Source organism: Pseudomonas mandelii, from assembly GCF_900106065.1.
Taxonomy (GTDB): domain Bacteria; phylum Pseudomonadota; class Gammaproteobacteria; order Pseudomonadales; family Pseudomonadaceae; genus Aquipseudomonas; species Aquipseudomonas mandelii.
Map to the genome: position 1 here is coordinate 4,909,189 of NZ_LT629796.1, position 20,319 is coordinate 4,929,507.

25 protein-coding genes are annotated in these 20,319 nt (G+C 57.6%); 17 read left to right on the forward strand and 8 right to left on the reverse strand.

Annotated elements, in window-relative coordinates; genetic code table 11:
* Positions 1 to 18: 18 nt before the first annotated feature.
* The gene (locus BLU63_RS33075) at positions 19 to 195 is read left to right on the forward strand and encodes a hypothetical protein (protein WP_167362280.1); all 177 of its coding nucleotides are present in this window, start codon (positions 19 to 21) and stop codon (positions 193 to 195) included.
* 117 nt (positions 196 to 312) lie between these two features.
* On the opposite strand, the gene BLU63_RS22775 is transcribed toward BLU63_RS33075, so the two are convergent.
* The gene (locus BLU63_RS22775; protein ID WP_083376297.1) at positions 313 to 1,878 is read right to left on the reverse strand and encodes a methyl-accepting chemotaxis protein; all 1,566 of its coding nucleotides are present in this window, start codon (positions 1,876 to 1,878) and stop codon (positions 313 to 315) included.
* A 191-nt stretch (positions 1,879 to 2,069) separates the two neighbouring features.
* Between BLU63_RS22775 and BLU63_RS22780 the strand changes: the two genes are divergently transcribed.
* The gene (locus tag BLU63_RS22780; protein WP_010455982.1) at positions 2,070 to 2,264 is read left to right on the forward strand and encodes a hypothetical protein; all 195 of its coding nucleotides are present in this window, start codon (positions 2,070 to 2,072) and stop codon (positions 2,262 to 2,264) included.
* A gap of 457 nt (positions 2,265 to 2,721) precedes the next feature.
* Positions 2,722 to 3,177, forward strand: coding sequence for a DUF2214 family protein (locus BLU63_RS22785; RefSeq protein WP_077748036.1), 456 nt, complete (start codon positions 2,722 to 2,724; stop codon positions 3,175 to 3,177).
* A 185-nt stretch (positions 3,178 to 3,362) separates the two neighbouring features.
* On the opposite strand, the gene csrA is transcribed toward BLU63_RS22785, so the two are convergent.
* Positions 3,363 to 3,557 (reverse strand): carbon storage regulator CsrA, encoded by a 195-nt coding sequence (gene csrA, locus BLU63_RS22790; protein WP_007938114.1) that lies wholly within the window; start codon positions 3,555 to 3,557, stop codon positions 3,363 to 3,365.
* A gap of 250 nt (positions 3,558 to 3,807) precedes the next feature.
* On the opposite strand from csrA, the gene BLU63_RS22795 reads away from it, so the two are divergent.
* On the forward strand, positions 3,808 to 4,173 hold the full coding sequence (locus BLU63_RS22795) for an SPOR domain-containing protein (RefSeq protein ID WP_010455972.1): 366 nt from the start codon (positions 3,808 to 3,810) through the stop codon (positions 4,171 to 4,173).
* A gap of 101 nt (positions 4,174 to 4,274) precedes the next feature.
* Positions 4,275 to 5,186 carry a siderophore-interacting protein gene (locus BLU63_RS22800; protein WP_083376298.1) on the forward strand — a complete coding sequence of 304 codons (912 nt, stop codon included), beginning with the start codon at positions 4,275 to 4,277 and terminating at the stop codon, positions 5,184 to 5,186.
* A gap of 58 nt (positions 5,187 to 5,244) precedes the next feature.
* Here BLU63_RS22800 and BLU63_RS22805 read toward each other — a convergent pair whose 3' ends face one another.
* From BLU63_RS22805 to BLU63_RS22815, 3 genes are all read right to left on the reverse strand, one after another.
* The gene (locus BLU63_RS22805) at positions 5,245 to 5,934 is read right to left on the reverse strand and encodes an endonuclease (protein WP_083376299.1); all 690 of its coding nucleotides are present in this window, start codon (positions 5,932 to 5,934) and stop codon (positions 5,245 to 5,247) included.
* Between the two features lie 4 nt (positions 5,935 to 5,938).
* A complete protein-coding gene (locus tag BLU63_RS22810) occupies positions 5,939 to 6,229 on the reverse strand; it encodes a DUF1654 domain-containing protein (protein WP_042932723.1) in 291 nt (96 codons plus the stop codon).
* A 169-nt stretch (positions 6,230 to 6,398) separates the two neighbouring features.
* On the reverse strand, positions 6,399 to 7,487 hold the full coding sequence (locus BLU63_RS22815) for an asparaginase (RefSeq protein ID WP_010455963.1): 1,089 nt from the start codon (positions 7,485 to 7,487) through the stop codon (positions 6,399 to 6,401).
* A 346-nt stretch (positions 7,488 to 7,833) separates the two neighbouring features.
* On the opposite strand from BLU63_RS22815, the gene BLU63_RS22820 reads away from it, so the two are divergent.
* The 8 genes from BLU63_RS22820 (at position 7,834) to BLU63_RS22855 (ending at position 15,424) form a co-directional block, all read left to right on the forward strand.
* Positions 7,834 to 8,271 (forward strand): hypothetical protein, encoded by a 438-nt coding sequence (locus BLU63_RS22820; RefSeq protein ID WP_077748038.1) that lies wholly within the window; start codon positions 7,834 to 7,836, stop codon positions 8,269 to 8,271.
* 175 nt (positions 8,272 to 8,446) lie between these two features.
* Positions 8,447 to 9,403, forward strand: coding sequence for a sugar ABC transporter substrate-binding protein (locus tag BLU63_RS22825; protein WP_010455958.1), 957 nt, complete (start codon positions 8,447 to 8,449; stop codon positions 9,401 to 9,403).
* Positions 9,404 to 9,458: 55 nt separating this feature from the next.
* Entirely contained in the window at positions 9,459 to 11,012 is a 1,554-nt protein-coding gene (locus BLU63_RS22830; protein WP_083376300.1) for a sugar ABC transporter ATP-binding protein, read from the forward strand.
* A complete protein-coding gene (locus BLU63_RS22835; protein ID WP_010455954.1) occupies positions 11,009 to 11,986 on the forward strand; it encodes an ABC transporter permease in 978 nt (325 codons plus the stop codon). Before BLU63_RS22830 ends, BLU63_RS22835 begins: the two co-directional genes overlap by 4 nt.
* A gap of 3 nt (positions 11,987 to 11,989) precedes the next feature.
* Positions 11,990 to 13,009, forward strand: coding sequence for a LacI family DNA-binding transcriptional regulator (locus BLU63_RS22840; RefSeq protein WP_010455951.1), 1,020 nt, complete (start codon positions 11,990 to 11,992; stop codon positions 13,007 to 13,009).
* A gap of 24 nt (positions 13,010 to 13,033) precedes the next feature.
* Positions 13,034 to 13,951 carry a ribokinase gene (rbsK, locus tag BLU63_RS22845; protein ID WP_010455949.1) on the forward strand — a complete coding sequence of 306 codons (918 nt, stop codon included), beginning with the start codon at positions 13,034 to 13,036 and terminating at the stop codon, positions 13,949 to 13,951.
* A complete protein-coding gene (gene rbsD / locus BLU63_RS22850; protein WP_077748040.1) occupies positions 13,948 to 14,352 on the forward strand; it encodes a D-ribose pyranase in 405 nt (134 codons plus the stop codon). Before rbsK ends, rbsD begins: the two co-directional genes overlap by 4 nt.
* Before the next feature lie 43 nt (positions 14,353 to 14,395).
* Complete coding sequence (locus BLU63_RS22855; RefSeq protein ID WP_010455945.1) at positions 14,396 to 15,424, forward strand: nucleoside hydrolase; 1,029 nt, start codon at positions 14,396 to 14,398, stop codon at positions 15,422 to 15,424.
* Between the two features lie 32 nt (positions 15,425 to 15,456).
* On the opposite strand, the gene BLU63_RS22860 is transcribed toward BLU63_RS22855, so the two are convergent.
* Positions 15,457 to 15,669: a hypothetical protein gene (locus BLU63_RS22860; protein ID WP_010455943.1), complete on the reverse strand. Its 213-nt coding sequence runs from the start codon at positions 15,667 to 15,669 to the stop codon at positions 15,457 to 15,459.
* A 132-nt stretch (positions 15,670 to 15,801) separates the two neighbouring features.
* On the opposite strand from BLU63_RS22860, the gene BLU63_RS22865 reads away from it, so the two are divergent.
* Positions 15,802 to 16,107 carry a hypothetical protein gene (locus tag BLU63_RS22865; protein ID WP_010455941.1) on the forward strand — a complete coding sequence of 102 codons (306 nt, stop codon included), beginning with the start codon at positions 15,802 to 15,804 and terminating at the stop codon, positions 16,105 to 16,107.
* A gap of 167 nt (positions 16,108 to 16,274) precedes the next feature.
* A complete protein-coding gene (locus BLU63_RS22870; protein WP_077748043.1) occupies positions 16,275 to 16,595 on the forward strand; it encodes an I78 family peptidase inhibitor in 321 nt (106 codons plus the stop codon).
* Between the two features lie 72 nt (positions 16,596 to 16,667).
* Here BLU63_RS22870 and BLU63_RS22875 read toward each other — a convergent pair whose 3' ends face one another.
* Both BLU63_RS22875 and BLU63_RS22880 read right to left on the reverse strand, forming a co-directional pair.
* Positions 16,668 to 16,880, reverse strand: coding sequence for a cold-shock protein (locus tag BLU63_RS22875; RefSeq protein ID WP_007905882.1), 213 nt, complete (start codon positions 16,878 to 16,880; stop codon positions 16,668 to 16,670).
* Positions 16,881 to 17,170: 290 nt separating this feature from the next.
* Positions 17,171 to 17,473, reverse strand: a complete 303-nt coding sequence (locus BLU63_RS22880; protein WP_083376301.1) for a hypothetical protein — start codon at positions 17,471 to 17,473, stop codon at positions 17,171 to 17,173.
* Positions 17,474 to 17,845: 372 nt separating this feature from the next.
* On the opposite strand from BLU63_RS22880, the gene thrS reads away from it, so the two are divergent.
* Together thrS and infC are read left to right on the forward strand one after the other, a co-directional pair.
* Positions 17,846 to 19,768 (forward strand): threonine--tRNA ligase, encoded by a 1,923-nt coding sequence (gene thrS, locus BLU63_RS22885; protein ID WP_010455934.1) that lies wholly within the window; start codon positions 17,846 to 17,848, stop codon positions 19,766 to 19,768.
* Positions 19,768 to 20,319: a translation initiation factor IF-3 gene (gene infC / locus BLU63_RS22890; protein ID WP_169857083.1), complete on the forward strand. Its 552-nt coding sequence runs from the start codon at positions 19,768 to 19,770 to the stop codon at positions 20,317 to 20,319. The genes thrS and infC overlap by 1 nt, the downstream gene beginning before the upstream one ends.

Sequence of the window (20,319 nt, forward strand, 5' to 3'; positions counted from 1 at the left end):
TGTTAAGGAGATCTTGCTATGGATAAGGCATTTCGAAATCCCATGTTTCTAACCGGCATCCCGCTGGCCATTTGCGGATCCAGCTTTGGCTTGACCGGCTTGTGGAACGAAGCAGCGTTCAGTGGCATGGCGCCCGGGCTGCTCATTCCAGGGCTCGCCTTTATGTTGATCGGCTGGATGCAGACGAACAAGTGAGCTTCTCGGCCGTTTACGCCATAGCTAATCTTGAGCGTCGAGCAGATAACTGGCTTAAACAGCAGGATTGATCATCCTGCTTTTTCTATTTAGATCCCTGATCAGTAAGAGCAGGGGCTATCGGTTAAAGCGCTCAACCAGCGAATACTGAGTTTTAGCTGTCTGTGTTAGTTCCTTGGTTACCTCGGCGGAATGCCTGGCTTGCTCAGACGTCTGATCGGCGAGGGTTGCGATGGTGGTGATGTTGCGGCTGATTTCCTCTGCGACGGCCGACTGCTCTTCAGTCGCGGCCGCGATCTGGGTGGTCATATCGGTGATGTTGGCGACGGCTTCACTGATGCCGATCAGGGCTTTGTCGGCCTCCAGCACCCACGCAACTCCTTCTTCGGCCTGGCGCTGGCCGCTTTCCATAGTCTTCACGGCATTGTTTGAAGAGACCTGTAGCTTGGAAATCAGGCCGTGAATCTGGGTCGTCGACTCGGTTGTTCGCTGTGCCAATTGGCGTACTTCGTCCGCGACGACCGCAAAACCTCGGCCCATTTCTCCCGCGCGTGCAGCTTCGATTGCGGCATTGAGCGCCAATAAGTTGGTTTGATCGGCAATGCCTTTGATCACATCGACGACCGTCCCTATTTCGTTACTGTCTTTGGCCAGTTGCGCGACGGTCTGGCCTGTCTCGCCGACCACATTGGAGAGCCGCTGAATGGCGTCGCGGGTGTCCCGGGCTACGTCACGTCCGCGGCCTGTCAGCACGTTGGCTGCCTGGGTGGCGTCGGCAGTGCGCTGGACGTGGCTTGCGACCTCTTGCGTGGTCGCTGCCATCTGATTGACGGCGGCCGATACCTGCTCGGTTTCGATTCGTTGGCGATCAAGTCCACGTGAACTGTCGGAGGCGAGAGCATCAGATCTTCCGGCCAGCCCGGTGAGTTGCTCTGCGGTGTCTTGTAAGCGTGTCAGGCAAGTCTTGAGGCGTGATGCCTGGCTCACGAAGGCCGTTTCAAGACGCGCCTGATGACCTCGCTCGTCGCTATACATTTGCGCGATCAGTTGGTCGGAAGTGGAAGCCTCTGCCATTTCCAGCAGATGCAGCGCACCGCGCTTCTGTCGGCGCGAAGCAATCAGGCCCATCGGAGCCGATACACCTACGGCTACCAATGCTGCCAAGGGAGGACTGAGGAAAACACCGCCCAAAGTCCCCGCTAAGCCCATGGCCAGGAACGGCAGCCAGTCCATCAAGACAGGTTGCCATTTGTCGCTGCCGGGGACTGCCGACTTGCCCCGGTTGATTCGTTTATAGAGGGCCTCGGCCCGGCGGATTTGTTCGATGCTCGGTTTTACCCGGACCGACTCATAACCAACGACTTGGCTCCCTTCAAATATGGGCGTGACGTAGGCATTGACCCAGTAGTGGTCGCCGTTCCTGGAGCGGTTCTTGACGATGCCCATCCATGGGTTGCCTTGTTTGAGGGCGCTCCACATATGGGCGAATATGGCGGATGGCACGTCAGGATGACGAACGATGTTTTGAGGCGCGCCTATCAGATCTGACTTGTTGAAACCGCTGATGTCTACGAAGGCGTCGTTGCAGTAAGTGATGACCCCTCGTGAGTCCGTTGTCGAGATGAGTTTCTGTTGAGGTCCAAGGGCAACCTCACGTTGTGTAACGGGTTGATTGTTTCTCATCTGTGTTGCTCCTATGCCCTAAGCTTGAGACATCGGCAAGAATTTGCAAAAGGTTAATGAGTTCTTGGAAATGAAACTGTCTTGTGTCGGAAAGTTTATGGGGCGGCGCGTTTGCGTTGGTCTTCAGCGGCTGAGGTTGTTTGCGGTTCAGGCGTAAGATAGCGGTGCTATCCCACCAAAAGGAGCCGCATATGATCGCCGACCAAATGAACAAACAGGCGTCTGAGGGCAAGGCTGTTTGGGATCAATACTTCTGCGCTGCGTTGATTGCGGAAAGCAATCTGACGGCACCCGTTGTCGGAGGGGCTACTCACGAAGACAGGCAGAATCTATTGATTGAAAGGGCCAAAGCGCTCGCCGATAAGATGATGGAAAACAGAAAATAACCAGGGCCCAGCCATCGTGCTGGGCTCTCTGTTTGGCGCTCTAATAGATGCTCAGTTACGACACTGGTCGTTATAGGATTGTTCAAGCTCCACAAAAATAGTGTGGATATTTAAGCACTTATAAAATTAATTAACCGAACGGTCCTCAAAATATATTGTTACAAGTGTCGGTTTTAGGTAAGATTGCTTCGCGTTCACCACCACGGTTTATGCATTTTTAAGTCCCAAGCGTCCATCAGCTGCTTGGGATTTTTTTTTGCCTGAGGTTTGTCCTGGTTCGCTCGAACATCGCAAGGACACCTCCGCCGCCTGTCTTCACTCTGAAAAAGTTGCCTGTGTACCGTGCCGCTTCTATGGAGAAGCGCGAAACGCCTTCTGTGCAAACCCGGGCGAATCGCGGTTTTTTGGACTACTACTGACTGGCCAAACTCAAACTCAGTCTGATAGGAGTCAATCGATGCTGGTTCATTGGTCGCTTGCGGCAATTCACTTGCTGGCTTTCGCATTGGGGTTCTGGGCTGTACTGACGCGGGGAACCGCATTCAGCCGTCTGGCGGCCGGGTCGGGGGAGGCTCGCCGAGTGTTGATGGCCGATAATCTGTGGGGGATCTCTGCCGTCATCCTCTTGATCTCCGGTGGGATGCGGGCCTTCGGTGGGTACGAAAAAGGTACGGATTACTACCTTCACCAGCCATTGTTCCATCTCAAGATGACGCTGTTCGTGCTGATCTTGCTGCTCGAAGTGGCGCCGATGATCACGCTGATCAAATGGCGGGTAGCACTGAGTCGTGGCGCGGCGATCGATACCGGGCGCGCAAAGCTGTTTGCGCGGATCAGTCATATCGAAGGGCTGCTGGTGTTGCTGATGGTGGTGGCGGCCACGGGCATGGCGCGCGGCGTAACGTTTGGTTAGCCGAGTCGGATCACGTTCTTCCTGGGGGATAATCAGAAACGTCTGACAGTCAGGGCAGGGGACGTGTCGTTAATATCGGCTTCACGTTTTGGCGGGCAGGGGCGAACGGATGGCAATACTACGCTTGAATCTTTAGCCAGCCGATGTCCGGGACTGAACGGGCTGGCTACTGACTGCAACAGGATTCAGGGAGTTTGCGGCTTGTCTGGAGCGGTCAGGCCAGCCTGAATGCGTTGATAGATTTCTTCGCGATGCACTGCGACGTCTTTCGGCGCGTTGATCCCGATCCGGACTTGCTGGCCGCTCACGCCCAGTATGGTGATCGTAATGTCGTCACCGATATTTATGCTTTCACCGACTTTGCGGGTGAGTATCAGCATGGTCTTCTCCTTGATTGCTTTGTAGGGCACCTGATTCGAACAGTGCAGAGGTCGGTGGTATGTATAGATTAGTGCGAAGTCTCACGGTTTGGGTGCCTCTTTCTGACGCGCAGATGCTGCATTAATTCCCAAGGCGTAACTATACAGAGGCCGCAACCATCATTCTCGTTGTTTTGCGCCCATTTTGCGGCACTCGGGAAGTATTCATGAATGCTAAAATCGCCGCTTTCAGCATTCAGAGGGACACGTTGTGCGCAAAATGGTCTTGGTAATCGCAGTACTGGCGCTGGTTGGGTGCGATCAAGGTAAGGGCGTTGACGCTCAAAAGCCGAAGCCGGCAGTCGTTTCCGCGCCCGCGGCAGTCACCGGGCCGCAATGGGATGTCGAAGTGCGAGGCGAAACGCCCCAGGCTGTCAGCGACCTGAGCGGCTGGCTGATCGAGCACAGCTTTGTGTCCAGCATCGTCAAGGAAAACGGCAAGACTCGCATTCTGCTCGGACCATTCAATTCGAAAGCCGAGGCCGAAGCCAAGCAGGCCGAGGTGGCTGCGGCGCTTACCCGGGCCAAGAAACAGAACATCGAAGTGCTGGTGCTTGAGCGTCCCGTAGCCCAGTAACAGCCCTTTTCACGCAGGCCTTCCGTCGAAGCCCCTTAAAGGGGATCCACATTGACTCGTCTCTAAGCGTAGTCACTGTCGATTCCCAGAAGGAGCTCTCCATGGCCTCCGCCACCCCTTACAAAATATTCGACGCGGTCCTGGCGCACAAAAAGACCCTCAGCCCACATTTAATGCGCGTGACCCTGGCCGGTCCGATGGTCGCCGAAATGGCCACCTGGGCGCCGGATCAGCGCGTCAAACTGTTCTTTCCAGCCGAAGACGGGTCGCCTGCCAGACTGGCTCATGACCAGCATTGGTATGCGCGCTACCGTTCAATGCCGGCCCACCAGCGTCCGGCAATGCGCACTTACACCATCCGGCATTTGCGGGCCGAGCAAGGCGAAGTGGACATCGACTTCGTATTGCACGGTGAAACCGGTCCGGCCTCCCGTTGGGCAATCCGGTCGGGAGTGGGCGAGCCAATCCAGATTGTTGCGCCTGATCGTCAGTTTTCAGCGCAAGACGCGGGAGGTTTCGAATGGAAGCCGCCTCACACGCTCAAGCATCTGTTGCTGGTGGCTGATGCCACGGCATTGCCCGCCGCTCTCGGCATTCTGGACGAGATGGCTGCCTTGGCCGAGCCGCCGACGACTCAGGCATTTTTCGAGGTGGCCAGCGCAGAAGACGCATTGCCGGTTCCTGAATGGCCTGGGTTGTCAGTGCGGTGGCTGGTCCGGGATCATTCCGCCGGTAGGGCAGCAGGTTCGCTGATGGTTGAAGCGGTCCGTGGTGCGGAGCTGCCGGTTACTTCCTCGCAGACTCACGCAACAGTGGAGCTGGCCGAGGTCGATGTCGACCAAGAGATTCTCTGGGAAACCTCCGACTCGACCGGTCATGGTTTCTACGGTTGGATCGCCGGGGAAACGATGGCTGTGATGAGCCTGCGCAAGTACTTGATCAAGGAGCGTGGCATCGCTCGGGAGTCACTCAATCTGATGGGTTACTGGCGCTACAACAAAAGCGGCGGATAGAAACTTAAAAAGGCCTCGGGCATGAATACCCGAGGCCTTTTTGGTTTTCTGCGGTCGATCAGCGGCAGGCTTTCATGTCCACGGGCCCGACAAACTCGTTGCCCCGACCCATCACGCAGGCCACGCTCTGGTTGCGCTGACGTTCCCAGGCTTCAACCGGATAGGTCTTGTTCCACGCGTCGTACAGTTGCCGATCCTGTTTCGACAGGCGCAAACCGTACTGTTTGCTCATGTAGAAATACGTCCGGGCGATCATGCCGCGAATGGAAGGGCGGGGCATGACCTTCTTCGCCTTGAAATCGACCTGGGTCAGGCACGAACCGTACTGACCCGATTGCACCGGCAGCCAACCGAAACTGAAGTTACTGCGATCGCCGTTCACTTCGCCGATGCTCGGCACCAGGTTGTGCAGATCAGCCTCGGCCTTTTGATAGACCGGATCGTACCGCGTGCAGTTCTTGCGTCCGCCCTCTTGCCAGCACTGACGCTGATGGCCGATTTGCCAAGCGGGAACAATGTGCTCCCACTCAATGCGGGCGGCGCGCTTGGCGTTCTTGCGCGGCACATACCCACAGGCTGCGAGGTTGACCTTGTTGCCGGTGTATTTACAGCCGCAATAGAACTCGGTGGATTGCGGCGCGTACAGCTTCCAGGCGACTTTCTTGGCTTCGTTGAAGGTGCGGGGGGCGCCAGCCTGGGCGCCAAGGGTGATGAACAGAAACAGCAAAGCAAACCAGCGGACACTCATTGACTCAATCTTCCTTCGGCACAACCCAGAAAATCTGCACACCGCCATCGTCGCGATAGGCGAGGGTGACGTTGTCGTTCTCATCAATTTCTTCGAGCAATTGCTCCCACTCATCCACAGGCTCGTCCGGTAAACGGAAGATCAGTGCGGCTTTGGCTTTCTGAGCGGTGGGGGAATTGATGATTTTCTGAACGCGTATGCCCATGCGTTGATAGGCATCAGGAGAAGCAGAGGTGGAGGCCACGGAATTATCCTTATTAAGCTGTACGTGCATACAGTATTTAACTGTAGGCATTTTCGCAACTGCTTAAAATTCAAGAAAATCCTCTGACAGCAGTTTTTTCCATTTGGTGTAGGAAGAAGGGAAAATTTTTATAGGAGTATCAGGCGGGGTATGAACCACTCGCCCAGGCTGGCGAGTGGTGAATGCAGTGCCCGACCGGAGTCGGTCGGGCGAGGGCGAATCAGTATTCCCAGAACATCCGTTGCAGCTCTTTGCTGTCGTTGGTCTTGGTCAGCGCGACCATGGCCAGGATGCGGGCTTTTTGCGGGTTCAGGTCATGCGCCACGACCCAGTCGTACTTGTCGTCAGGCTGTTCGGCATTACGCAGGACGAAACCGCCGGCGTTGACGTGGGACGAACGAATGATTTGCACGCCGTCCTTGCGCAGGGCTTGCAGGGCAGGGACCACACGCGAGGAGACCGAACCGTTGCCGGTGCCCGCATGGATGATCGCTTTGGCACCGGATTGAGCCAGTGCCTTGTAGGCCGTGTCGCTGACGTTGCCGTAGGAATAGGCGATTTCGACGTCAGGCAGGCTCTTGATGGTTTTGATGTCGAATTCCGAATCCATGGTGTGACGCTTGGCCGGCAGACGGAACCAGTAGGATTTGCCCTCAACTACCATGCCGAGCGGGCCCCAGGCACTTTTGAATGCCTCGGTTTTGATGTTGATCATTTTGCTGACGTCGCGCCCCGACTGGATCTCATCATTCATGGTCACCAGCACGCCTTTGCCGCGGGCGTCTTTGCTGCTGGCGACGGCGACGGCGTTGTACAGGTTCAGCATGCCGTCAGCCGACATTGCGGTGCCTGGGCGCATGGAGCCGACGACGATGATTGGCTTGTCGGTTTTTTCCACCAGGTTCAGGAAGTACGCGGTTTCTTCCAGGGTGTCGGTGCCGTGGGTGATCACGATCCCGTCGACGTCTTTGCTGTCGGCCAGTTCGGCGACGCGGCGACCCAGTTGCAGCAGGTTGTCGTTGGTGATGCTTTCCGAGGCGATCTGCATGACCTGTTCGCCGCGAACGTTGGCCAGCTGGCTGAGCTCCGGAACCCCGGCGATCAGTTGCTCGATGCCGACTTTCGCTGCCTGGTAGGTCGCGCTGTTAGCAGCGCTGGCGCCGGCACCGGCAATGGTGCCGCCGGTGGCGAGGATCACCACGTTGGCCAGTTTCTGTTGGGTTTCGACTTCTTTTGCCTGAAGAGCGGTAGGCAGGAGCAGCAGGAGGGCCAAAGCGCCCGGAATAAAGGTGTTGAAGGCAGATTTCATTATTTTCTCTCTAGTAGTGAGACGGTGCTGATGCAAGTTCATCTAGATACGCCCCAGGCAGATCTGAACGCTTGGGGTCTAGGTGAAGAGCAGGATCTGTACCAGCCCTACGTTGAATGAGAAAAACTTTTAACTGGATGATTTATATCAATATTTACCCAGTGGGTTACCGGCCTTAAACAGCTTCGTGTCCGGGTTTCCGAATTAGTTGAGGTTTCGCGTTCGGCTCTCCGAAAAGGCCTACGACCTCTGGTGAACTCTTCGCCTTGCCAGATAGAAAATCAGTGCTAAAGAAACCCGCGCACAGGTCGATGTCCCTTCAAGGGATTTTTTTTCGGGAGTGCACATGTCTTTTTCTGTCGGTTTTCCAAATGCGGGCGCAATCACCATTGGTGGCAAGACACCGTCGACGATCAATGCCTTGAGCGAAGCGACGGAAGAGGCGTCGACACAGCTGACTGGAAAAGAAGAAAACCAGGTCAGAACCGGAGGGGCTGCTCAGGACGAAAGCAAATCCGAGAGCAAAAGCAGCCAGAGTATTGCGGTTCAGGTGTTGCTCAAGCGTATGCAGGAACTGCAACAGCAGTTGCGCGAACAACAGCAGCAATTGGCGGCCGCTCAGGCAGCGTCCTATCCAACCGAGGAGGCCAAAGCCACAGCCGTCATGTCGATCCAGGGGCAGATCGCCGAGACCAATGGTGCGCTGGCGCAAGTCACCGGGAATCTGGTGAAAGAACTGGCCAAAGACTCCAGCGCGGGTGGTCTGGTCAGCACGACGGCGTGATCTGGTGCCAACCGAGACACAAAACAGGTCGTTGACAAATCACAGCAGGGTTCGCATAGTTCGGTCTACGCAAACGTTTGCGCGTTGTTCTTGATGGCTCGTCCATTGTCGGACGCCATGAAGCTTACGCCAGCGCAAGCGTTGCTCACAATAATCATAAGATCGGAGTGAACCCATGAAGCTGCCATTCGCTGGACGTCTTCTTGCTGTCGCTATGCTGGCCGCCGCATCTGCCGCGCTGCCTGTCTCTTCGGCTTTCGCCGAGACTCCTGAAAAACCCAAAGTCGCACTGGTCATGAAGTCCCTGGCCAACGAGTTCTTCCTGACCATGGAAGACGGTGCCAAGGCTTATCAGAAAGACCATTCCGGCGATTTTGAGCTGATCTCCAACGGCATCAAGGACGAAACGGATACTGCGGGCCAGACGCGCATCGTCGAGCAAATGATTCTGGCCAAGGTCAATGCGCTGGTCATCGCGCCGGCTGACTCCAAGGCCATGGTTCCCGTGATCAAGAAAGCCATCGATGCCGGTATCACCGTGATCAACATCGATAACCAGCTCGACCCGGCCGTGGTCAAAAGCAAGAACATCACCGTCCCGTTCGTAGGCCCGGATAACCGCAAAGGCGCTCGTCTGGTCGGCGAGTATCTGGCCAAGCAGCTGAAGGCCGGTGACGAAGTCGGCATCATCGAAGGCGTGTCCACCACCACCAACGCCCAGGCCCGCACCGCAGGCTTCAAAGACGCGATGGAAGCGGCGCAGATCAAGGTTGTCTCGTTGCAGTCCGGTGACTGGGAGATCGACAAGGGCAACAAGGTTGCCGCCTCGATCCTCAGCGAATACCCGGACGTCAAAGCGCTGCTGGCCGGTAACGACAGCATGGCCGTCGGTGCCGTTTCCGCCGTGCGTGCGGCAGGCAAGGCCGGCAAGGTGCAAGTGGTCGGTTACGACAACATCAACGCCATCAAGCCAATGTTGAAAGACGGCCGCGTCCTGGCGACCGCTGACCAGTTTGCCGCCAGGCAAGCCGTGTTCGGTATCGAGACTGCGCTGAAAATCATCAAGGGCGAGAAGGTCGACAGCGGCGCCAACGGCGTGATCGAAACGCCGGTAGAGCTGGTCACCAAGTAACCTTTCTGGCGGCACAACGGTGCTCGCCCGATCGGGCGAGCGCATGGAGAGTTTTATGTCAGTTTCCGCCCCGAACGCTGTCCTCTCGGTCAGCGGCATCGGCAAGACCTACGCCCAACCTGTCCTGACCGGCATCGACCTGACGCTGATGCGCGGTGAAGTGCTGGCGCTGACCGGCGAGAACGGTGCCGGCAAAAGTACACTGTCGAAAATCATTGGCGGGCTGGTCACGCCGACCACCGGCTACATGCAATTTCAGGGGCAGGAATACCGCCCTGGCAGCCGCACCCAGGCCGAAGACCTGGGCATCCGCATGGTCATGCAAGAACTCAATCTGTTGCCGACCCTGTCAGTGGCGGAAAATCTGTTTCTCGACAACCTTCCCAGCAATGGCGGCTGGATCAGCCGCAAACAACTGCGCAAAGCCGCGATCGAGGCCATGGCCCAGGTAGGGCTCGACGCGATCGACCCGGACACCCTGGTCGGCGAACTTGGCATCGGCCACCAACAAATGGTCGAGATCGCGCGCAATCTGATCGGCGACTGCCATGTGCTGATCCTCGACGAACCGACGGCGATGCTGACCGCCCGTGAAGTCGAGATGCTGTTCGAGCAGATCACCCGCCTGCAAGCTCGGGGCGTGTCGATCATCTACATCTCCCACCGGCTCGAAGAGCTGGCGCGGGTCGCCCAGCGCATTGCGGTGTTGCGTGACGGCAACCTGGTCTGCGTCGAGCCGATGGCCAATTACAACAGCGAGCAACTGGTCACGTTGATGGTCGGCCGTGAACTCGGCGAACACATCGACCTGGGGCCGCGCAACATTGGCGCTCCCGCCTTGACGGTTAGTGGGCTGACTCGCTCGGACAAAGTTCGCGACGTGTCCTTCGAAGTCCGCGCCGGTGAGATCTACGGGATTTCCGGATTGATCGGGGCAGGGCGCACCGAGTTGCTGCGTCTGATCTTCGGTGCCGACACCGCAGACAGTGGCACCGTTGCGCTGGGTTCGCCGGCTCGGGTGGTGAGCATCCGTTCGCCGGCTGATGCGGTCGGTCACGGCATCGCCCTGATCACCGAGGACCGCAAAGGCGAAGGCCTGCTGCTGACCCAGTCGATCAGCGCCAACATCGCGCTGGGCAACATGCCGGTGATTTCCAGTGGCGGCATCGTCAACAACGCTGACGAAATGTCCCTGGCCCAACGTCAGATCGATGCCATGCGCATCCGCAGTTCGAGTCCGACGCAACTGGTTTCCGAGCTGTCGGGTGGCAACCAGCAGAAGGTCGTGATCGGCCGTTGGCTGGAGCGTGACTGTTCGGTAATGCTGTTCGATGAACCGACCCGTGGCATCGATGTGGGCGCCAAGTTCGACATCTATGCGCTGCTCGGTGAACTGACCCGGCAGGGCAAGGCGCTGGTGGTGGTGTCCAGCGACCTGCGTGAACTGATGCTGATCTGCGACCGGATCGGCGTGTTGTCGGCGGGGCGCCTGATCGACACTTTCGAGCGCGACAGCTGGACCCAGGATGATTTGCTTGCTGCCGCGTTCGCCGGCTACCAAAAACGTGATGCGTTGCTCAACGAAGCAGCGCCTAGGGATCTTCCATGAAAACTGCATCTTCTGCCGGCAAACGTAGTGGCAATTTCTACGGCTTGGGCACCTATCTGGGCCTGGCCGGTGCCTTGCTGGCGATGGTCGCGCTGTTCTCGGTATTGAGCAGCCACTTCCTGTCCTACGACACTTTCAGCACCCTGGCCAACCAGATTCCCGATTTGATGGTGCTGGCGGTCGGCATGACGTTCGTGCTGATCATCGGCGGTATCGACCTGTCGGTCGGCTCGGTGTTGGCGCTCGCAGCGTCGGCCGTCAGCGTGGCGATTCTTGGCTGGGGCTGGAGCGTCCTGCCTGCAGCGCTGCTCGGCATGGCGATCGCGGCATTGGCCGGGACCATCACCGGATCGATCACCGTGGCGTGGCGAATTCCGTCGTTCATCGTGTCCCTTGGCGTGCTGGAAATGGCCCGTGGCGTGGCGTATCAGATGACCGGCTCGCGCACGGCTTACATCGGTGACGCCTTTGCCTGGCTGTCCAACCCGATTGCCTTTGGCATCTCGCCGTCGTTCATCATTGCCTTGCTGATCATCATCATCGCCCAGGCCGTGCTGACCCGTACCGTATTCGGCCGCTACCTGATCGGCATCGGCACCAACGAAGAAGCGGTGCGTCTGGCCGGGATCAATCCAAAACCCTACAAGATCCTGGTATTCAGTCTGATGGGGCTGTTGGCCGGTATTGCCGCGCTGTTTCAGATTTCCCGTCTGGAGGCGGCGGACCCGAATGCCGGCTCCGGATTGGAGCTGCAAGTGATCGCCGCGGTGGTGATCGGCGGCACCAGTCTGATGGGCGGCCGTGGTTCGGTAATCAGCACCTTCTTCGGGGTTCTGATCATTTCCGTACTGGCGGCGGGCCTGGCGCAGATCGGCGCGACCGAGCCGACCAAACGCATCATCACCGGCGCAGTGATCGTGGTGGCGGTGGTGCTTGATACTTATCGCAGTCAGCGCGCAAGCCGGCGGACCTGAGTCATGGCAACGATCAAGGATGTAGCGGCACTCGCGGGGATTTCCTACACCACGGTGTCCCATGTGGTGAACAAGACCCGGCCGGTCAGCGAAGAGGTACGGATCAAAGTCGAGGCGGCGATCAAGACCCTGGACTACGTGCCGAGCGCCGTGGCCCGTTCATTGAAAGCCAAGACCACGGCGACCATCGGTTTGCTGGTGCCTAACAGCCTCAACCCGTACTTCGCTGAACTGGCCCGTGGCATTGAGGATTACTGCGAGCGTAACGGCTATTGCGTGATCCTCTGCAACTCCGACGACAACCCGGACAAACAGCGCAGTTACCTGCGCGTGTTGCTGGAAAAACGCATCGACGGGTTGATCGTGGCCTCGGCCGGTGGCGACGCGGGGCTGGCAGAAGGTCTCGCCGGCGTGCGCACACCGATGGTCATCGTCGACCGCGGGCTGGAAGGTGTAAATGCCGACCTTGTACGTATCGATCACGAATACGGTGCCTACCTGGCCACCCGGCATCTGCTGGAGCTGGGCCACCGGGACATCGCCACCATCGGTGGCCCGGCAGGTACCAGCGTGGCGCAGATGCGTCTGGCCGGTTATTGCCGAGCCTTGAAAGAGGCGGGGGTGGAAGTACATCGCGAGCGCATGCTGGAAAGTGACTTCACCAGCACTGGCGGTTACAACGCCGCCGCGATTCTGCTGGAAAAGAACCCGCCCAGCGCGATCTTCGCCGGCAACGACATGATTGGCATTGGCGTGTTGCGAGCGGCTGCCGAGCGCAATGTGCGTGTGCCGACAGAACTGTCGGTGATCGGCTTCGACGATATCCAGATGAGCCGTTATGTCTACCCGGCGCTGACCACCGTGGGCCAGTCGATCCTGCAACTCGGTGAGATGGCGGCCGAGGTTCTGTTACGACGAATCGCAACACCCGACATGGCCACCGATCAGCGGATCGTGACGCCCAGTATTGTCCTGCGAGAATCGACTGCGCCGCTTGCCGGTGTGTTCGACGAATACCGCTGAAACCGAATTGACGAGTAGTGATGTATGCCAGCAAAAGTAGTGGTGATAGGCAGCCTGAACATGGACCTGGTGACCCGGGCTCCACGGCTGCCCCGTGGCGGTGAGACGCTGATCGGGCAGTCGTTTGCCACGGTTTCCGGCGGCAAGGGCGCGAACCAGGCGGTCGCTGCGGCGCGGCTGGGAGCGCAGGTGTCGATGGTCGGTTGTGTCGGCAGCGATGCTTACGGTGAAGAACTGCGCGGGGCTCTGATGGTCGAGCAGATCGACTGCCAGGCCGTCAGCACTGTCGAGGGTTCCAGCGGCGTGGCATTGATTGTGGTCGATGACAACAGCCAGAACGCAATCGTGATCGTCGCCGGTGCCAATGGTGCGCTGACGCCACAGGTGATCGACCGGTTCGATGCCGTGTTGCAGGCGGCGGACGTGATTATTTGTCAGCTGGAAGTGCCGGATGCCACGGTGGGTCACGCCCTCAAGCGCGGCCGTGAGCTGGGCAAAATCGTGATCCTCAACCCGGCGCCGGCCAGTCGTCCGCTGCCAGCAGATTGGTATGCGTCCATCGATTACCTGATTCCCAATGAAAGCGAGGCCTCGGCGCTGAGCGGTTTGCCGGTTGACTCCCTTGCGTCCGCCGAAACCGCCGCAACCCGATTGATCGCACTGGGTGCCGGTAAGGTCATCATCACCCTGGGTGCTCAAGGGTCAATGTTCGCCAACGGTACAGGCTTCGAACATTTCCCGGCACCGACGGTGAAGGCTGTCGATACCACGGCGGCCGGCGATACCTTCGTCGGCGGTTTTGCTGCCGCGCTGGCGTCCGGCAAAACCGAAGCTGAAGCGATCCGTTTCGGCCAGGTAGCCGCGGCGCTTTCAGTCACCCGTGCCGGCGCGCAACCCTCGATTCCCACCTTGTCCGAAGTACAGGCGTACAAAGCACCATGAAAAAGACACCTTTGCTCAACGTCGCGCTGTCTCGGCTGATCGCTTCCTTGGGTCACGGCGACATGGTCGTGATCGGCGATGCCGGCCTGCCCGTACCGCCGGGCGTCGAACTGATCGACCTGGCCCTGACCCAGGGTATTCCGGATTTCGTCAGCACCTTGAACGTCGTGCTCAGCGAAATGCAGGTTGAGCGCCATGTGCTGGCCGAGGAAATTCTGGACAAACAACCACCCGCCTTGAGCTCTCTGGATGAGCTGAATGCCAAGGGCGCGCTGGGCCAGCGTGAGCTGCTCAGCCATGAACAATTCAAAGTCCTCAGTCGACAGGCGCGAGCGATTGTCCGTACCGGCGAATGTGCGCCGTACTGCAACATCGTGCTGGTCTCGGGGGTGACCTTCTGACCCGCTGTACACAATCTGTTTCCCCACGCACAAGGAGTGCGATATGCACCGCTATGCTCAGAAACTGCACCACCTGCTCCGGAGTTTGCTGCTTTTGTCCCTGATTACTGCAACAAGCGCCCAGGCTGCGGAAAAGATCGATTTGATCATCGACACCGACCCGGGTGCCGACGACGTCGTCGCTTTGCTGTTTGCGTTGGCGTCGCCGGAAGAATTGAATATCCGTGCGCTGACCACCGTCGCGGGCAACGTGCGACTGGACAAGACTTCGCGAAATGCGCGACTGGCCCGTGAGTGGGCGGGGCGCGAGGAGGTGCCGGTCTACGCAGGCGCACCGAAACCGTTGATGCGCACACCGATTTATGCCGAGAACATCCATGGCAAGGAGGGCTTGTCGGGCGTCACCGTGCACGAGCCGAAGAAAGGCCTGGCCGAAGGCAATGCGGTCGAGTACCTGATCGACACTTTGAAGGCCGCCAAGCCTCACAGCATCACCATCGCCATGCTCGGTCCACAGACCAACCTGGCCCTGGCGCTGATCCAGGAACCTGAAATCGTTCAGGGCATCAAGGAAGTGGTGATCATGGGGGGGGCGCATTTCAACGGCGGCAACATCACCCCGGTGGCCGAGTTCAACCTGTTCGCCGACCCGCAGGCTGCGGAAGTGGTGCTCAAGAGCGGCGTGAAGCTGACCTATCTGCCGCTGGACGTGACCCACAAGATCCTCACCAGTGAGGCGCGCCTGAAGCAGATCGCAGCGATCAACAACAACGCCAGCAAGCTGGTGGGCGACATTCTCAATGAGTACGTCAAAGGCGACATGGAACACTACGGCATTCCAGGTGGCCCGGTGCATGACGCCACCGTCATCGCCTACCTGCTCAAGCCTGAATTGTTCACCGGTCGCTCGGTCAATGTGGTCGTTGATAGCCGCGAAGGCCCGACCTTCGGCCAAACCATCGTCGACTGGTATGACGGCCTGAAAGCGCCGAAGAATGCATTCTGGGTAGAAAGCGGCGACGCCCAGGGATTCTTCGATTTGCTGACCCAGCGTCTGGCTCGTCTGAAGTAAGTTTCACACCCGCAGGTGCCAGCCTGCGGGTTTTACGCCCGCTCGTTCTCTGTCAAGCCCATATAGCCGGCGGGGTACTTTTCGAATATCTGCGCGATGAATTTCCTGGCCGCTTCAGTTCCCAGTTCCTTGACCAATAGATCGATGCCAATGATTGCGAACTCTTCCGGGCTGCCCGGGCTGTAAGAGCTGTGACCCTGCGGCCACTTGACGGTGATGTTGGCGTCGATGCTTATGGTGGACATGATGGCGCTCGTGAAGTCGGGAAAGTCTGAGTGTCGAGTTAACCATTTTGCGCGGCGTTTGGCACTCCGACTTAGGCATGAGAGGAGGGCTATGCGACACTTGGTCTTTGACGAATTTTCAAGGACCGTGCTGTGCAGATCGATTTGAACACGCCCGACGGCTTGACCCTCAAGGCGGTGCACCAGTTACTGGCTTCTGCCAGTGATGACGAGCATACGCAACTGCGGGTGACCAAGGCTGGCGTTGCCTATATTTCATCGGGTGTTGTGGGCGGCACCGATATCAACGGACTATTGTTTCGGCTGGAGACGTGGGCCAAGGGCTCCGGTTACGTAGGCTTGGTCGCAGCAAGCGATGAGGTCTGGGTCATGCAGATCTTCAATGCGCTGAAAGAGAACTGGCCGAACCCGCCGTATGATTACATCGACGTCTATTGAGGGCTGTTCATATTCAGTCACGATTGAGTGATGAACGGCGCGGCGATGCTCAGGCAAACTCGCCGCTCGTGCGGTTCCAGGGCAGAGTGATGGCACTCACCTTGAAACCAAATGCCGGATTGGCGGTCGCAAGATCTCAGCTTAACTATTGGAAAAAAGGAGGCTTCATGCCTTGGAAGCTCGCGTCATTGGGTACTTTGTTCGCCGTCACTTTGCTGGCTGGTTGCAGTAGCACGTCCTCCGAGTCGGCGGCAGACCCTGTAGCGACGTCTGACACAGGTCACAGCCGTTGTGAGGCAAAGGCAGCCGAATTCGCCATCGGCAAACCGGCTTCGCCCGCACTGTTGGAGCAGGCGCGTACCCGCGCAGGCGCACAGAACGCACGGTTCCTGTCGCCTAACGATATGGTGACGCTGGAATACCGCTCCGATCGTCTGAACCTCAACACCGATGCCAGCCGGGTGGTCACCCGCGTCAACTGCGGCTGATCGCTTCAGGCTTTTGCTTCACCCATAAAAAACCCCGTCACATGGACGGGGTTTTTTTAGTGCGGCTGAAAATTACTCAGCGCGGACTTGTGCAGCTTGCATACCCTTTTGGCCTTTCTCAGCCACGAAGGAAACGGTTTGGCCTTCTTTCAGGCTTTTGAAACCGTCGCTTTCGATAGCTTTGAAGTGTACGAACAGGTCGTCACCGCCACCTTGAGGAGTGATGAAGCCGAAGCCTTTTTCATCGTTGAACCATTTAACGGTGCCGGTTTGGCGATTAGACATGGTGTATCTCCAAGAAACATATATTTTCAGTAGTGCTGTGCTGCTCAGGCCAACTGGGCACACCGGGGTATCATAGTCGAAATGTTCGCTTTGGGAGCCCCCCGGACGTGCTGTTTGCCGTGCAGTCGCGTTCCGTTTGCTGCTTGATGTAGCTGAAAGCCCCGTTTTACAAGGCTTTCAGCCGAAAGTAAAGACGATAAAAAAACCTGTAAAACCTGCATAAATTGTACGAAAAAGCTCAAATGCAGCGGTTTTTATCAGCGATAAGCCGAGTCAAAAGGACTTTTTTGTCACTTCTTCGCCGGTGTATTGGCCTTGCATTTGGCTATCTGACCCAGAGCTTTCTGCTGCAATTCCGGGCTGGCCTTATTGTCCATCAATGCCTGGATATCGCCAGCCGGATACGATTTGATCGCATCAGCACCGCAAGCGCAGTGGGCCTTCGCTGCGGCCGCACCGATCTGTGGAGTCGCAGCCTCTGTGCATTGAGTCATGTATTTTTCGCGCTCGCCCTTGGGCCAATCGGCGTGGGCAGCCAGTGGCAGCAACAGAACGATGGGGGCGACTACTGCGAACAAACGATTAAGACGCATGCTGGGATGCTCCTTGTGGGTCAATGTCTTGTTATCTGAGGGGTAAAGCGGGGTTCAAGTTCAGCACTCTGGCATAAATTGCGAGATTTGCCCCGGCATAAGCCTCGTTGCATCGATGACCGTTCATCTGTGCTAGCATGCCTCGCTCGGGCTTTTGCGGGCTCCGGATGACCTTCAGTCCCGGTGGCGGCAACGGCGCGAATAACCCTGATTTGAATCCCAGTCACTCTGGTTCGGTTTTCCGGTTGGCCGCAAGGCTCCTGCCGCTGTAAGGCAGGCGTTCGTCATTGAATGGCCTGGATCGGATCTTGTACTGGCTCATCCCAACCCACGTGACCTTTGGTAGGGGTCACCACTAGGAGAGGAGGCGCCATGCCAACTATTACTCTTCCCGACGGCAGTCAACGTTCATTCGATCACCCGGTTTCCGTAGCCGAGGTCGCCGCATCCATTGGTGCAGGTCTGGCCAAGGCCACCGTGGCCGGCAAGGTCAATGGCAAGCTGGTCGACGCCAGCGACATCATCGACAGCGATTCCACGCTGCAAATCATTACGCCAAAGGATGAAGAGGGGCTGGAGATCATTCGCCACTCTTGCGCCCACCTGGTTGGCCACGCGGTCAAGCAGCTGTACCCGACCGCCAAGATGGTCATCGGTCCGGTCATCGACGAAGGCTTCTATTACGACATCGCCTTCGAACGTCCTTTCACTCCGGACGACCTGGCAGCCATCGAGCAGCGCATGCAGCAGCTGATCGAGAAAGATTACGACGTGATCAAGAAAGTCACTCCGCGCGCCGAAGTGATCGAAGTGTTCAAGGCTCGTGGCGAAGACTACAAGCTGCGCCTGGTCGAGGACATGCCGAACGAGCAGGCCATGGGCCTGTACTATCACGAAGAATACGTCGACATGTGCCGCGGCCCGCACGTGCCGAATACGCGCTTCCTGAAATCCTTCAAGTTGACCAAGTTGTCCGGCGCCTACTGGCGTGGCGATGCCAAGAACGAGCAGTTGCAGCGCGTTTACGGCACCGCTTGGGCGGACAAGAAGCAGCTGGCGGCTTACATCCAGCGCATCGAAGAAGCTGAAAAGCGCGATCACCGCAAGATCGGCAAGCGCCTGGGCCTGTTTCATACCCAGGAAGAGTCGCCGGGCATGGTGTTCTGGCACCCGAACGGCTGGACTTTGTATCAAGTGCTCGAGCAGTACATGCGCAAGGTTCAGCGCGACAACGGCTATCTGGAGATCAAAACTCCACAAGTCGTTGACCGCAGCCTGTGGGAGAAATCCGGGCACTGGGCCAACTACGCCGACAACATGTTCACCACGCAGTCGGAAAACCGCGACTATGCGATCAAGCCGATGAACTGCCCTTGCCATGTGCAAGTGTTCAATCAGGGCCTGAAGAGCTACCGCGAGTTGCCGATGCGTCTGGCCGAATTCGGTGCTTGCCACCGTAACGAGCCATCGGGTGCGCTGCACGGCATCATGCGTGTGCGTGCATTCACTCAGGACGACGCCCACATCTTCTGCACTGAAGAGCAGATGCAGGCCGAATCCGCCGCTTTCATCAAGCTGACCATGGATGTTTATGCCGACTTCGGCTTTAAAGACGTCGAAATGAAGCTGTCCACTCGTCCGGAAAAACGTGTTGGTTCCGACGAGCTGTGGGATCGCGCCGAAGCTGCATTGGCTGCAGCCCTTGATAGCGCTGGCTTGCCCTATGATTTGCAGCCGGGCGAAGGTGCGTTCTACGGTCCGAAGATCGAGTTCTCGCTGAAAGATTGCCTCGGCCGTGTCTGGCAGTGTGGTACCCTTCAGCTCGATTTTAACCTGCCTGTCCGTCTGGGAGCCGAATACGTCTCCGAAGACAACAGTCGAAAGCACCCGGTGATGTTGCACCGGGCGATCCTCGGATCCTTCGAACGTTTCGTCGGAATCCTGATCGAGCACTACGAGGGTGCATTCCCTGCGTGGCTGGCTCCGACCCAGGCAGTGATCATGAATATCACTGACAAACAGGCCGATTTTGCCGCCGAGGTCGAAAAAACCCTCAACGAAAGCGGATTTCGTGCCAAGTCTGACTTGAGAAATGAAAAGATCGGCTTTAAAATCCGCGAGCATACTTTGCTCAAGGTTCCTTATCTCTTGGTTATCGGAGATCGGGAAGTCGAGATGCAGACTGTCGCTGTGCGTACTCGTGAAGGTGCTGACCTGGGCTCGATGCCCGTCGCCCAGTTCGCTGAGTTTCTCGCGCAAGCGGTTTCCCGGCGTGGTCGCCCAGATTCGGAGTAATTACTATTAAGCGTGAAATGAGACAAGATAAACGAGCTGCACCGAAAGCCCCGATCAACGAGAATATCTCGGCACGCGAGGTTCGGTTAATTGGGGCTGAAGGTGAACAGCTTGGGATTGTGTCAATTGAAGACGCGCTTCTTAAGGCTGAAGAGGCCAAACTGGATTTGGTGGAAATTTCCGCCGATGCAGTACCCCCTGTTTGCAAACTGATGGACTACGGCAAATCGATCTTCGAGAAGAAGAAGCAGATTGCCGCGGCCAAGAAAAACCAGAAGCAGATTCAGGTTAAAGAAATCAAGTTTCGTCCAGGGACGGAGGAAGGGGATTACCAGGTAAAACTGCGCAACCTGGTACGTTTCCTGAGTGATGGGGACAGGGCCAAGGTATCCTTGCGATTCCGCGGCCGTGAGATGGCCCACCAGGAGCTGGGGATGGAACTCCTCAAGCGAGTTGAAGGTGACTTGCTTGAGTACGGTTCGGTCGAACAGCATCCTAAGATGGAAGGACGCCAGCTGATCATGGTCATCGCCCCGAAAAAGAAGAAGTAA